Source organism: Archangium sp., from assembly GCF_036389735.1.
Lineage (GTDB): Bacteria > Myxococcota > Myxococcia > Myxococcales > Myxococcaceae > Archangium.
Window position 1 is genome coordinate 1 of sequence record NZ_DASVWK010001055.1, and the last position, 13,377, is coordinate 13,377.

The window sequence follows — 13,377 nt, forward strand, 5'->3', positions numbered from 1 at the left end:
TGGCACCTGGGGCTGGCGCTGGCGAGCGCCGCCGCGGTGGGCGCCCTGCTCTTCGCGCTGGTGCGTCCGGCCCTTGTGTCCAACCCCCCAGACTGCCCGGAGCCCATGGCGAGCGCCGCGCCAACACCCATGAGCGATGCAGTGTCGACGGCCGCCGAGAAGCCGGCTCCGCTCGTCAGCGATTGGCTCGCGGACGCCACGCCCCAGGAGCAATCCGTGCTCGCCCGACCGCTGCCGAGCGAGCCCTTCAAAGGGCAGAAGCGCCCCCCCTGCACTCGCTACGTCCAGGTAGAACTGGTGGGGGCCTGCTGGGGGCCTCACGAGCTCAAAGCCCCGTGCCCGGATGAACTCTATGAGCACAAGGGCAAGTGCTACTTGCCCATTCTGGCCTCGAAGCCGCCACCCCAGTCGCTTGAGCCGTGAGTGGCGCGGGGCCCCTCGCTTCTGGCACCCGGGTTTTCTCGTCTTCACCGCCCATCCGCGCTCAGCCGTGCATTCTGATTCGCGGGTCCTCGCCGGCTTCGCTTGTAGACGTCTACAAGCAACGTAGGCAAATGTGGGACAAAACACGACACCGCTTGTAGACGTCTACAAGCGAAGTCACTTCCAGCCGTTGGAATGAACGCAGGCTCCGGCGCGCGGGGGCCCGTGAAATCGCCCCCGGTGGGCTCCTCCGAGAAACCCAGCGCTCTCGGAGGAACAGCGGGCCCGGAATCAGAACGACAGCCGGAAGTGGATCGACTTCGGCCGGGTGAGCTGGTCGAACCCGAGCGTGCTCAAGCTGTGCCCCCGTCCCGAGTTCTTCACGCCAATCCATGGCAACGCCGGATCCACCGAGTCGCAGCGGTTCATGTAGACGGTGCCGCACTCGAGCTGGGAGGCGAAGCGGGCGGCGCGCTCGCGATCCTTCGTCCACACGCTGGCGGTCAGGCCCAGCTCCGAGTCGTTCATCTTCGCGAGCGCCTCCTCGTCCGAATCCACCGGGGCGATGGGCAGCAGCGGCCCGAACGACTCCTGCTTCATCAGCCGCATCGAGTGATCCAGGTCGGCGATCAGGGTGGCCTCGAAGAACCGGCCCCTGCCATCCACCTGGGTCCGCTTGCCGCCGGCCACCACGCGGGCTCCCTTGCGCCGGGCGTCCTCCACCAGCTGCTCCAGCTCGGCCGGATGGTTGGGCTGGGCGATGGGCCCCAGCGACGTCTTGTCGTTCAGCGGATCGCCGAGCACGTAGCCGCGCACCAGCACCTCACAGGCCTCGATGAAGCGCTTGTAGAGGGAGCGGTGCACGTAGACGCGCTCCACCGCGCAGCAACTCTGCCCGGCGTTGTACATGGCGCCGTCCACCACGTTCTCCACAGTCTTGTCGAAGTCGCAGTCCGCCGCCACGTAGGCCGGATCGTTCCCCCCCAGCTCCAGGCCCATGTGGAGGAACCGCTTGGAGGCGGCCTGGATGAGTCGCTGGCCACCGTACACCGAGCCGGTGAACACGACATGGTCCACGCGCGCATCTCCCATCATGCGCTCACTGGTGGGGTGGTCGCAGTGCATCGCCTGGACGAGGTGCGGGGGCGCACCGGCCTCGGCGAAGGCTCGGGCGAAGTGCTCACCGCACAACGGCGAGCGCGGCGAGTGCTTCACCACCACCGCATTGCCCGCCAGCACCGCCGGGACCACCACGTTCACCGCCGTGAGCAGCGGGTAGTTCCAGGCGGGGAGATCCAGCACCACCCCCAGCGGCTCCTTGACGATCCGCCGCTCGAAGCCGGCCTTGTCCGGCAGCACGAGGTCCGCCAGCGCCGAGTCGGCGATGGAGATCATGTAGCGGGCACGCTCGGCCATCCCGCGAATCTCGCCGCGCGCCTGGCCGAGCGGCTTGCCCATCATCCGGGAGATATCGAGGGCGATGTCGTTGGCGCGCGCCTCCATGGCGGCAACCATGCGCTCACACCACACCTTGCGCTCGGAGAGACGGGTCGAGCGCGCGGCCCGGGCGGCGGCGCGAGCCTGATCGAGAACGGTGTTGACGGTCGCCTCGTCCGCGAGCGGGACGGAACAGGCGACGTCTCCGGTGTACGGATTGTCGACAGTAAGGGTAGTCATGGCCGGCAAGGTAATGCTCCCGGCAAGGCCCTGCCCCCGCACCCTGTCGGCCTCGCCCGGAACGAGGCCCCCTCTGTTGACTGGTGGTTGCTCGAGAGGCCGCTCAGCTCCAGACGAAGGGAGATCCGCGGATCCACTGACCCAGGGTGTCAGACGATTCGTAGGGGGCGACCCTGTGGTCACGGAACCTTTTCGATGGGGTTTCCTCCGTCCATCCAGCCCTTGAGCCCCTCGGACATCACCAACGCCTTCGTGTAACCCTCTTCGGCCGCCCGACCGGCGGCAACGTGGGACGCGCCTCAACGTTTGTTGCTGCAATAGAAGACGAGCGGGGTGTCCTTGCTCCCAGGCAGTACGGACTTCACGTCGTACGTCCGGTAGTTGGCGAGCAGGAGCGCGCCAGGAACCTTGCCATTGCTCTGACGGAACTCCTCGGTGTTCGCATCCACGAACACCGCTCCCGCCTTGTGCGACGCCACGGCCTCCGCGACAGTGAGTTCCTTCACGGCCGGATGCGTGGACTTGCTGCACCCTCCCACGACGAGCGCGGCGAACCCCCACACGAGCATCCGTTCGGATCGACGAAGCATGAGTTCCCTCCTCAGGGACGCACCAGCCTAGCTCACCAGGCGATGAGCTGCTCCAGGAGCTCCGCGTCCTCGGTGGACTCCGTCACCTTGGCGTCAGAGTCATTCGAGTCGAACCCGTAGATGGAGTAGCCGACCGGCCGCTCCTTGCCGATACACGCCCGGTGCGCGTAGGGCAGCATCCGCCAGCGCCAGCCATCCGAGGGCGCGCAGTCCGTGGCCGAGGCGTAGGTGCCCACAGGGGGCGTCTGTCCTCCGCAGCGAAGCACGCGCTCGCCATCTCCGGCGCCGTCGACATCCGCGTCCAGGTACACCGGGTGGAGAACCCAGGCCTTTGGGTTCGCGTTGTCGCAGTCGTCCGCGTCCTTGGTGCTCGAGTAGCCCGTCAGGTCCGTGCCGACACACGCGCTTCGCGCCTCGCCCGAGGCCACGCCGTCCCCATCCGCGTCACGCAAGAGCCCGTCCACCGTGCGCCAGCGTGTTGCCGATGCAGCGCGTGCTCGGCGTGCTGGCGCCAACAGCTGTTCAAGCAGCACGGCTTGCAGCTCTCCGTCAAAAAGGAGGGGCTGTGGCAATTGGAAAGACGCGTGAGCCTTCCCACTTCCAAGCCCCTATATGCCTCATGGCTCGGCGGTACTCGCCAAGCAATTCAAGACGGCTGAGGATCTCCTCTTCTGGCTGCAAGGGCAAATCAAAACCCTGCCCCGCTATAGGTGAGTGTTCAGGAGGAGCGCCGCGCTGGACGGAGCACCCGTGCTCACCACTCCGGGAGGGGCGTGACGCGAGGAGTCCCGAGGATCTCCAGGGTCCGCTGCGCCACCTTGATGAGCGTCTGCGCACAGGGCTCACAGCCGCCGCCACAGCACCGGGGCCAATGTCCCTCGGGATTGCGCACCAGAGGTCGGACACAGGCCTCGTAGTACGAGGGGAACGACAGCTCCTCGCTGGCGCGGTGGAGCGCGGAGTTCATCTGCTCTTCGGTCAGGTCGGCCACGGCCCCATTTAAATCACGATTGGGGAGGACGGGCGTGCCCGAACCCGCCCCCCTGGAGCGGGTCTTCTCTCTCCGTTCGTGGGTTCTCACCGTCCGTGAACGGAGAGGCGGGGGGCGCGGTCCGCGGTCAATTGATGCGCACCAACGTGACGATCTCCGGCTGGGACTGGGTCAGCTCGGAGACGTTGAGCGTGCCGTTCCGAAGGGTGCCGACCACACGGACGCCATCGGACAGCCGGGTCGCGACGAAGGAGACCTCGCCCGTGGGGCTGACATCCACCTTGCCCAGCCGGTAGGGCGCCGCCGTCAGCAGCTCCACCGGCGTCAATTCCGGCAGGTCATACCGGGTCACGAAGGCCCGCCCCTCCGAGTCCTGCCCCCAGTTGAAGAAGGCCCCACCCCGGGCCACCTTCGCCTGGACGGAGAGCACCCGGGGAGTCCCGGACGGATTCACCACCTCGAGCGGGCGGGTCGACGCCCGGACGATGAGCCGGGACGAATCGCGATAGACGACGCCGCAGTTGTCCCAGACCGAGGCCCCCTCCATCCAGACGTTGGCGGGATCCGCATACGTCCCATCCTCTCGTCCCACCACCCGGTCGACGGTCGTCCTGTCCGACCAGCCCAGCGCGAGGTAGTAGTCCCGGCTCCCGACAAGCCCCGGGAACACGCAGCTCTGGTTCCTGGCCGTGATGAACAGGGGCGCGCCAGTCCGGGGATAGACGCGAATGATGGTGCCGTTGTCCTGACGCAGATTCACCATCACGTCATCGGCCGCGTTCACGGCGAAGTTCACGAGTTCGGCCCCATCAAAACGAAGCGTCGTCAGCTGGAGGGTGTCGCCGGTGGTTTCGAGCCGGTGCAGCGCGTTGCCGCTGTCGAGCGTCACGAGGTCGCCCGTGGTCCCCCATTGCACCCGGGCCGCGTTGCGCACCCCGGGACCGGCGGGGGCAACGGGCACGCAGAACAGGGCCGAGTCGGACTTGCGCACCAGGACGGACGCGCAGGTCTGCTCCTGGTACGTCACCCCGGAGACCACGATGAGGACGAACCTGGGGGTGTCGTAGAGCTCGGTGGGGTTGCCCGTGCCCTCGATGGTGAGATTGACGGGCTGGAGCTGGTTGTTCGCGTCGAGCGTGAAGAGCTGCTGCCGCGGCGCGAGGTCTTCTACACGGACCGCACTCGCGGACACGGAGGCGCCAATCGCAAGGCCTCGAATGTTCGCGAAGTCGACCCCCAGGTTGTCCTTCATCACCGGCGCTCGTGGCTCGGGCTCGGGCGAACCGGGGCAGGCAACGAGGACGAGGACACACGCCAATAGAGCAAGTCTCATCACTTCAAGCTACCTGGGCACGAGCAACTGTCACAAGATGGCCTCCTACAAGGCCGGGGCCAATGTCCCTCGGGTATGCTCAACACGCCGAGTCCTCCTACATGACCACCAGTACGCTCCCACGATGGGAGGGGGACGCACGATTGGAAGCCGCTCAAGGACTTCGATCTGACGAAGTTCCAATCGTGTTCGTCGCGGAGAACCCCCAAGGGATGCCCGCTGCTCTCACCATCGCGGAGATGACCTGGTGAGCATCCATGATACCCTCAACAGCGCATCACGATTTGCCGCATCCCAGTGGCGCGCAGCAGGGATCGAAGGCAGAAAAGAAGAACAGCGGCTTTGGGCTCAAGTGAGCGTGTACAGGGATTTCCTGGGCGCAACGGGCCAAGCCTACCTGTTTGAAGACTACCTCAAGGGGATCGCTCCCAGACCACGCCCCCACGTGAGCACCGCCCTTGGGGTGCGTCAGGATGGAACCTCGCAAAAAGTCCTGGCGCTTCTCCTGAGAGCATTCGACGAGACGCCCGAGAAGCAGCTCGTGAGCGTCCTCATCCACCTGCTCAACTTCATCGTCGACACCGGACAGCTCGGTGCTTGCGAGGACTACATCAACAACCGCCTCGACTATGCGCCACTCGCCATCGCACACTTCACGACGCGCGATGAGGCGGAGGCATGGCATAGGGGCCTCGTGGAGCCACCCAGCCCCGCGGACATACTGATTGGTGATGAGTATTATCTGGCTTGGTATTCCCGCGAAAACAACGCTCGCGGCATGTACCGCGACTACATGCTGGAGCCGTACGTCGAGGAACTCACCGCGAGGGGAATACCTCCCACCTCGCCATCATTTGAAACCCGCGCGGAAGCAGAAGAGTGGCTGAAGAAACACCCAGCCTCTCCTTTCGACTTCGTGTCAATCGCTGGGGAGCACTACCTCGCGGTGCACCACAAGAGATTGGAGCGCCATTCGCTCCACCATGTGGCCTCTACCCTGACGGAGTGGGAAGAAGAGAAGAAGCGGGCTGCCGAGCGTGAAAAGACCCAGGATGGGGCGGTGAGTCCCGAGGGGAAGGACGAGTAGCCCACGGTCTCCTCGTCATGACAATCATGTTCCCCGAACTTCCACCTCTCGTACCTGAGGCGACACCTCGTTCACGGAGAACTTCACGTCGAGGAAGTGAGCGAACGTCTCGAGCTGCGTCCGTGCATGCCCATCGAGCGGCAGGGTCCGGAACGAGCCCCCACGCGCCAGCGCGAGCAACAGCAGGAGCTGGTCACACAGGTGGTGCCCCACGGGCACACCGGCCTCCAGGTAGACACGGGCCTCCTCCGCCACGGTCTCGGCGACGTCCTCCGCGCGCACGCCCCGCTCCCCGAACGCGGTGAACACCTCGGTGACGTGCTCGCTCTCGATCTCCAGCGACAGCGCGTTGCCCGGCCCCGGGGAGCGCTTCAGCTCCTCCACCCGCCGCTCCTCCGCGAGCCACCCGAGCTTTCGTCCCACCGTCTCCAGCTCCCGCTTCGCCACGTCGAACGGCACCTGGGTAATCAGCGCCGTGGCCTGACGACGCACCACGTTCCCCCGCTCCAGCAGGTGCAGCGGCTTCAGCGGCGCGGGCTTCACGAGGACGTCGAACTTCCCTCCCCCGGCCGGGAAGAAACCGGGCCGCTCCAGCGTGGCCTCCACGCTCGGACCCATCCGCCGCACGAGTGGCAGGTACGCCTTCTCCAGGAAGCCGAACGGCGGCGCGGCCGGGTTGTGCGTCCCCCCCTCGAGCACCAACGTCGACGGCCCACTCGCCCCCAGCAGCGCGGGCAGCACCGTCTGAAGCACGAGCGTCGCGCTCCCCGCCGTCCCCACCGCGAAGTGGTAGTCCCCAGGCGTCACCCCCCGAGGCCGGAACGTCAGTTCCTTCGAATGCAGCTCCGCTCCCTCCACCTCCGCGTTGCCCACCGCCGCCGCGGCCTTCACCGCCGTCAGGTGCTGGCGCAACAGCCCCGGCTTCGAGCGTCCCGCTCGGATATTCACCACCTGGAAGGGCGTCCCCGTCACCAGGGACAGCGCCAGCGACGTGCGCAGCACCTGCCCGCCTCCCTCTCCCTTCGAACCGTCGATGCGAACCATCTCCGTACCTCCAAAGTCCACCGTGCCAGCCCGCACGTAGCGATGCCCGCTCCCTCATCCTAGCGACCGAAGTCTCGGAGAGAGCGGGCATCTCGATGTCTCTATCCCCTCATGTGTGTCCTCCCATGCCGGGCTACCCCTTCACGCACACCACCTGACGCAGCGTATGGACCACCTCCACCAGGTCCGCCTGCGCCGCCATCACCGCGTCGATCGGCTTGTAGGCCCCCGGCGTCTCGTCGATCACGTCCGCGTCCTTCCGGCACTCGATGCCCGCCGTCGCCTTCTCGTGGTCCTCCAGCGAGAAGCGCCGCTTCGCCGCCTCGCGCGACATCACCCGGCCCGCCCCGTGGCTGCACGAATGGAAGGCCTCCGCGTTTCCCTTCCCTCGCACGATGTACGAGCGCGCCCCCATGCTGCCGGGGATGATCCCAAGGTCCCCCTCGCGCGCCCGCACCGCCCCCTTGCGCGTCACGAAGACGTTCTTCCCGTAGTGGTGCTCACGCGCCACGTAGTTGTGGTGGCAGTTCACCGCCCCCTCCATGAGCTCGAACTCCGGCAGCTCACCGCTCGCCTTCAGCGCCCGCACCACCGAGCCCAGCATCAGCTCCCGGTTCGTCGCCGCGTACTCCTGCGCCCAGCTCACCGCGTGCACGTAGTCCTCGAAGTGCGCCGTCCCCTCGGGCAGGTACGCCAGCTCCTGGTCCGGCAGGTGGATGAAGAAGCGGCGCATGTCCTCCTTCGCCAGCTCGATGAAGTGGCTTCCAATCCGGTTCCCCACCCCACGCGAGCCGCTGTGCAGCATCAGCCACACCTGGCCGGCCTCATCCAGGCACACCTCGATGAAGTGGTTTCCCGTCCCCAGCGTCCCGAGGTGCCCGAGGTCCGGGCCCCGGTCGATGCGCGGATGCTTCGCGGTGATGGCGTCGTAGCCGGGCTTCAGGCGCGCCCAGGCCTCGCGGTGCGACGAGGGCGCGTCCTGCCAGGCGCCGCGGTCGTTACGGCCCCCGTTGTCGGTGCGGCCATGAGGAACCGCCTGCTCGATGGCCGCGCGCACCTTGCCGAGCGAGTCCGGGAGCTGCTCCGCGCGCAGCGTGGTGCGCACGGCGATCATCCCGCAGCCGATGTCCACGCCCACCGCGGCCGGAATCACCGCGCCCGCCGTCGCCACCACGCTGCCCACCGTGGCCCCATTACCCCGGTGCACATCCGGCATCACGGCGATCCACTTGTGCAGGAAGGGCAGGGACGAGATGGCACGCAGCTGCTTCTTCGCCTCGTCCTCGAACGGCACGCCCACCGTCCACGCCTTGATGGGCACCCCACCCGCCTCGTTCGTCACCACCTCGTAGTTGCGCGCCTGCATGACACCTTCTCCTTCCGAGTCCGTCCGCCCGGTCCGTGCCGGGCACGCGAGGCGGTAGAGCAGGCCGCGTGCCAGCCTCCTCCCCGAGGGAGCGCACGATTCCCCTGCCCTCTTCCTTATCCTCCAGGATAAGGTTCTATCCGCATGGCGAAGACCCAGGCGCGAGAGACGGTCGTCATCGGAATGCTCGGCACCATCCTCGACACGGGGCGGGGCCCGAAGCGGTGGGAGAAGTGGCGCCCCACGGTGGGGCTGTGCCAGCAGGAGGACCTGGTGGTGCACCGGCTGGAGCTGCTCCACCCCAGCGCCCATGCCGAGATGGCACGGCAGGTGGCCGAGGACATTGCCCAGGTGTCACCGGAGACGCGGGTGCGCCTCACGGTGCTCGACATCCAAAACCCCTGGGACCTGGAGGAGACGTACGGCGCGCTGCTCGACTACGCGACGGCATACCCCTTCCAGCCCGAGCAGGAGGACTACCTCGTCCACATCACCACCGGCACGCACATCGCTCAAATCACCATGTTCCTCCTGGTGGAGAGCCGGCACCTCCCCGGACGGCTGGTGCAGTCGTCCCCGCCCGCGGGAGGGCGAGACCATGGCGGCCCCGGAGGCCATGCCATCATCGACCTCGACCTGTCGAAGTACGACACGCTGGCGCGGCGCTTCCAGCAGGAGCAGCGCGAGGGCCTGTCCTTCCTCAAGGCGGGCATCGACACGCGCAACCCGGCCTTCAACCGGCTCATCGAGCGGATTGAGCAGGTGGCCACGAGCTCGCGCGCGCCGCTGCTCCTCACGGGGCCCACGGGGGCGGGCAAGTCACAGCTCGCCAAACGCATCTACCAATTGAAGAAGGCGCGGCGGCACGTGAGCGGCCCGTTGGTGGACATCAACTGCGCCACCCTGCGCGGGGACGGGGCCATGTCCGCGCTCTTCGGCCACGTCAAGGGGGCCTTCACCGGGGCGGTGGGAGATCGGCCGGGGCTCCTGCGTCAGGCGAACGGCGGCGTGCTCTTCCTCGACGAGATTGGCGAGCTGGGCGCGGACGAGCAGGCCATGCTGCTGCGGGCGCTCGAGGACAAGCGCTTCCTGCCAGTGGGCTCGGACAAGGAGGTGGAGAGTGATTTCCAGCTCATCGCCGGCACCAACCGGGACTTGCAGGCCGACGTGGAGCACGGGCGCTTCCGGGAGGACCTGCTCGCCCGCATCAACCTGTGGACCTTCCGCCTACCGCCCCTGCGCGAGCGGCCCGAGGACATCCCTCCCAACCTCCTCTACGAGCTGGACCAGGCCTCGCAGGCCATGGGGACACGGGTGACGATGAACAAGGAGGCGCAGGAGCACTTCCTGCGCTTCGCCACCTCGCCCGAGGCGCGCTGGAGCGGGAACTTCCGGGACCTCAACGCGGCGGTGCTGCGCATGGGCACGCTCGCCCCCGGCGGGCGCATCACCCGCGAGGGCGTGGACGAGGAGCTGGAGCGGCTGCGCGCCGCGTGGGCGAAGAGCGGGCCCCGGCGGGAGTCGACGGTGGACCTCGTGGTGCAGGTGCTGGGAGAGGAGCGAGCGGCGGAGCTCGACCGGTTCGACCGGGCACAGCTCGCGGAGGTGCTCGACGTGTGCCGTCAGGCCCGCTCGCTGTCCGACGCGGGCCGGGCCCTCTTCGCTCAGTCCCGGGCGCAGAAGAAGAGCACCAACGACGCGGACCGGCTGCGGAAGTACCTCGCCCGCTTCGGGCTGGACTGGGCCGAGGTCACCAGGCACGGCATCGACACCGCGGCATGACTCACGGCTGGCGTGGCACCAGCACGCACTGGCCGAGTTCCGTGTCGCACACCGGCTCGAGTTCCCTCGGGTCCGCGCAGCTGGCGGTGACGCACTCCCCCGGCTGGCAGACATAGGACGCCTGCTGGGCCAGGCGGCGCGCTCGCAGCTGGAACTCGGTGAGGTTCGCGTCCGCGTTGACCGCGCCGAAGCATTGGAACGCGCCCAGGCAGTTCAGCCCGCCAGCCACGGAGAGCAGATCGACCGTCTGGCAGGTGTCGCCAGCGCGGCAACGGCCATAGTGGGAGACCAGGGCCTCGGCGCCCTCCTGGAGTTGCTCGCAGTTGGCACACCCCGACAGCCACAGCGCGAGCACCGCCATACACGAAATGACCATTCGCCTCATCGCCACCACCTCCGCGTGTACTGGTTCAACCGCTGGCGAGGCACCCTGGACACGCGGGCTCCCTCGCGCATCGCCCAGAGGTAGGAGATACGCCCCTGGCTCCATGCGATGCGTCGAGAATCCGACCCGTCAGTCGCTGTATGCTGGGGCCCATGCGCGTCCTTCTCTGTTGCACCGTGCTGCTCTGCGCCCTGGGCCTCCCCGCCCAAGGCGAGACAGTGAGTTCGATTCCCCGGCCCCGGCCGGGCTCCTGGTCGGTGGACACCACGGGGACGATGTCCTCCTCGACGCTCGCGGGCGTGAACCAGTGGGGCCAGGAGGTCGACGACAAGGGCCTCGGTCAGCTCGCCGTCGCCGTGGTGAACACCACCGGAGGGCGCAACCCGCGCACCTTCGCCACCGAACTCTTCAACCAGTGGGGCATCGGCCATGCCGGACGCGATGATGGCGCGCTCCTCTTCATCGCCCTGAAGGACCGCAAGGCGGAGATCATCCTCGGCAACGGTGTCGACGGCCCCTCGGACCTGGGCCGAAGCGACGCCTTGATGTCTGGGGAGATCGTCCCCGCATTCAAGCGCGGAGACCCGGCAGGGGCCGTGCTCGCGGGAGCCCGGGGTCTGGCCGGACTGCTCGAATCCTCCCCCCTCAACGCACCCTCGGGCGCTACCTCCGTCGCGCAGCAGGCACCTCAGGCCCAGGCCTTCTACGACCCGACGCCTTTCCGTGCGCGCAGCCCCCCGGAGTACTACAGGCAGTCGACAGACTGGACGGACGTGAGTCCCTGGTTCTTCGGGAGTGGTGCCGGTGGCCTCGTCATCGGGGTCGCGGGCCTGCGTCGCTGGTTGCGTCGGCGCCCCCGGATCTGCGAGGGCTGCCGGCAGCCTCGCCAGCGCCTCGATGAGGACACGGACGATGACCACCTCGACGCGGGACAGCGGCGTGAGGAGAACCTGGGCTCGGTGGACTACGACGTCTGGTGGTGCGACTCCTGCCAGGACGCCCAGGTGGAGCGCTATGGGGCCTGGCTCACCTCCTATTCGACCTGCCCGAGCTGCGACTACAAGACGAAGTCGGAGTCGAGCACCACCCTCGTGTCGGCGACCTATGACCACGGGGGCAAGGTGCGGGTGACGGTCACCTGCAAGCACTGCCACTACCGCAACGAGTTCACGCGCAGCACTCCCAAGCTCACCCGCCCCAGCCCGTCCTCCAGCAGCGGCTCCAGGTCCTCCGGCAGCTCCTTCGGTGGAGGCAGGTCCTCGGGTGGTGGCTCCAGCGGGAGCTGGTGAGGTCCATCGACGTGAGGTTCTTCTTCCTGGTCGCGATGGGGGCCACCCTCTGGGGGTGCTGGCCCCTCTTCCTGCGGCCCACCGGGCTCTCCGGCCCCCAGAGCGCCCTGCTCGTCATGGCCGTCATGGCCCTGCCCACCCCCTTCCTCCTGCGCCGCGAGGCCTTCCGCGACCGCCGCGCCACCCTCGCGCTCGGCGTCCTCGGGGTGTGCGACGCCACCAACGCCGCCCTCTTCTTCGCCGCCGTCCAGCGAGGGCCCGTCACCGTCGCCGTCCTCACCCACTACCTCGCCCCCCTCCTCATCGCCCTCGCCGCCCCCTGGGTGCTGCGCGAGCGTCGCTCCGCCCGCGCCCTGCTCGGCGCCCCCCTCACCCTCGTTGGCCTCGCGCTCCTGCTGGGCACTCCCCAGGGCGGCCTCGCCGACCCCCGCACCGCCCTCCTCGGCGGCGGCAGCGCCCTCTTCTTCATGGCCAACGTCCTCGCGTCCAAGGAGGCCTCCCGCGCGTACTCGCCCCTGGCCATCAACTCCCTGCACGCCCCTATCTCGGGCGTGGCCCTGCTGCTCGTCTTCGGGCGCGACGCCCTGCCCCCCGCGCTCGACTCCAACCTCCTCCTGGTCGTCGCCGGCAGCGTCCTGTGCGGCATCGTCGGCAACAGTCTGTTCTATGCCGGACTCCGCCGCGTCCCCGCCGCCTCCGCCTCCGCCCTCATGTACCTGGAGCCCCTCACCGGGGCCCTCCTCGGGCAGCTCGTCTTCGGCGAGGCCCTCGGGCCCCTCGGGATGCTGGGCGGGGCGATCGTCCTCGTCTCCGGCGTCTGGGTCGTCAGTGAGCCGCGCGCCCCCGTACAGGAGGCGTCGGTTCCCACCACGGGTACGGGGTGACCCGGACGCTCAGCCCAGTTCCTTGTCCAGCGCGGCCCTCACGTCCGCCGTGAAGCCCGCTAGGAGCTGCTTGCCCGTGTCGATGAGGGGTCTCCTCACGTGGTTCGGGTTGGCCGCCAGGTGTCGCACCAGCTCCTCCTCCCCCAGGGCCCCCAGCTCCGCCTTCCTCTTGGGGGCGATCAGCTCCCGCACCCCTCCCAGCCTCGCCGCCAGCGCCCGGACCTCGGTTTCGCTCAACGGCTTCTTCACCAGCTCCCGTACCTCCGCCCGCACCGTCTTGTGCGCGAGAAACTCCCGCGCTGACTTACATCCCGTTCAACCGTTCTTGATATAGAGCGTGATCGACATGCGTCCCGTGTAGCAGTCCGTCCGCCCTCCCTCAAATTACCCGCTTGCGCTCCAGGCCGTGGGAGTGCTCCTCTTTTCGCCATCCCGCCCGCGCCACGGGAGCAGTTCCCGCATGGAACCCACCGTCGACAGCCGTGAGTACCGCGTCGTCTTCTTCTGCCCGACCTCGAGCGCCCAG

Annotated in this window: 13 protein-coding genes and 1 pseudogene; 5 read left to right on the forward strand and 9 right to left on the reverse strand. The window is 68.0% G+C overall.

Translation table 11 applies throughout. The annotated features are described in order from the left end of the window. A pseudogene (locus VF794_RS37735) lies at window positions 1-423 on the forward strand (hypothetical protein); the annotation flags it as partial. Window positions 424-714: 291 nt separating this feature from the next. On the opposite strand, the gene VF794_RS37740 reads toward VF794_RS37735, so the two are convergent. From VF794_RS37740 to VF794_RS37760, 5 genes are all read right to left on the reverse strand, one after another. Next, window positions 715-2,100: an aldehyde dehydrogenase family protein gene (locus VF794_RS37740; RefSeq protein ID WP_331118229.1), complete on the reverse strand. Its 1,386-nt coding sequence runs from the start codon at window positions 2,098-2,100 to the stop codon at window positions 715-717. 299 nt (window positions 2,101-2,399) lie between these two features. Then, window positions 2,400-2,690 (reverse strand): rhodanese-like domain-containing protein, encoded by a 291-nt coding sequence (locus tag VF794_RS37745; RefSeq protein WP_331118208.1) that lies wholly within the window; start codon window positions 2,688-2,690, stop codon window positions 2,400-2,402. Window positions 2,691-2,722: 32 nt separating this feature from the next. Continuing rightward, window positions 2,723-3,142 (reverse strand): hypothetical protein, encoded by a 420-nt coding sequence (locus tag VF794_RS37750; protein ID WP_331118210.1) that lies wholly within the window; start codon window positions 3,140-3,142, stop codon window positions 2,723-2,725. A 302-nt stretch (window positions 3,143-3,444) separates the two neighbouring features. Continuing rightward, entirely contained in the window at window positions 3,445-3,657 is a 213-nt protein-coding gene (locus VF794_RS37755; RefSeq protein ID WP_414641012.1) for a hypothetical protein, read from the reverse strand. 151 nt (window positions 3,658-3,808) lie between these two features. Next, window positions 3,809-4,933, reverse strand: coding sequence for a hypothetical protein (locus VF794_RS37760; protein WP_331118213.1), 1,125 nt, complete (start codon window positions 4,931-4,933; stop codon window positions 3,809-3,811). A gap of 328 nt (window positions 4,934-5,261) precedes the next feature. Between VF794_RS37760 and VF794_RS37765 the strand changes: the two genes are divergently transcribed. Beyond that, window positions 5,262-6,101 carry a hypothetical protein gene (locus VF794_RS37765; protein WP_331118215.1) on the forward strand — a complete coding sequence of 280 codons (840 nt, stop codon included), beginning with the start codon at window positions 5,262-5,264 and terminating at the stop codon, window positions 6,099-6,101. 24 nt (window positions 6,102-6,125) lie between these two features. Here VF794_RS37765 and rtcA read toward each other — a convergent pair whose 3' ends face one another. Continuing rightward, on the reverse strand, window positions 6,126-7,145 hold the full coding sequence (rtcA, locus tag VF794_RS37770) for an RNA 3'-terminal phosphate cyclase (RefSeq protein WP_331118217.1): 1,020 nt from the start codon (window positions 7,143-7,145) through the stop codon (window positions 6,126-6,128). Window positions 7,146-7,278: 133 nt separating this feature from the next. Then, complete coding sequence (locus VF794_RS37775; protein ID WP_331118219.1) at window positions 7,279-8,511, reverse strand: RtcB family protein; 1,233 nt, start codon at window positions 8,509-8,511, stop codon at window positions 7,279-7,281. Window positions 8,512-8,655: 144 nt separating this feature from the next. Here VF794_RS37775 and rtcR point away from each other — a divergent pair, with 144 nt between their 5' ends. Then, window positions 8,656-10,293: an RNA repair transcriptional activator RtcR gene (gene rtcR / locus VF794_RS37780; protein ID WP_331118220.1), complete on the forward strand. Its 1,638-nt coding sequence runs from the start codon at window positions 8,656-8,658 to the stop codon at window positions 10,291-10,293. Between the two features lies 1 nt (window position 10,294). Here rtcR and VF794_RS37785 read toward each other — a convergent pair whose 3' ends face one another. Beyond that, entirely contained in the window at window positions 10,295-10,669 is a 375-nt protein-coding gene (locus VF794_RS37785) for a hypothetical protein (protein WP_331118222.1), read from the reverse strand. 161 nt (window positions 10,670-10,830) lie between these two features. Between VF794_RS37785 and VF794_RS37790 the strand changes: the two genes are divergently transcribed. Both VF794_RS37790 and VF794_RS37795 read left to right on the forward strand, forming a co-directional pair. Further along, window positions 10,831-11,967, forward strand: coding sequence for a TPM domain-containing protein (locus VF794_RS37790; protein ID WP_331118224.1), 1,137 nt, complete (start codon window positions 10,831-10,833; stop codon window positions 11,965-11,967). After that, window positions 11,964-12,851, forward strand: coding sequence for a DMT family transporter (locus tag VF794_RS37795; protein WP_331118226.1), 888 nt, complete (start codon window positions 11,964-11,966; stop codon window positions 12,849-12,851). Before VF794_RS37790 ends, VF794_RS37795 begins: the two co-directional genes overlap by 4 nt. 9 nt (window positions 12,852-12,860) lie before the next feature. Here VF794_RS37795 and VF794_RS37800 read toward each other — a convergent pair whose 3' ends face one another. After that, window positions 12,861-13,100, reverse strand: coding sequence for a hypothetical protein (locus VF794_RS37800; RefSeq protein ID WP_331118227.1), 240 nt, complete (start codon window positions 13,098-13,100; stop codon window positions 12,861-12,863). Window positions 13,101-13,377: the final 277 nt, after the last annotated feature.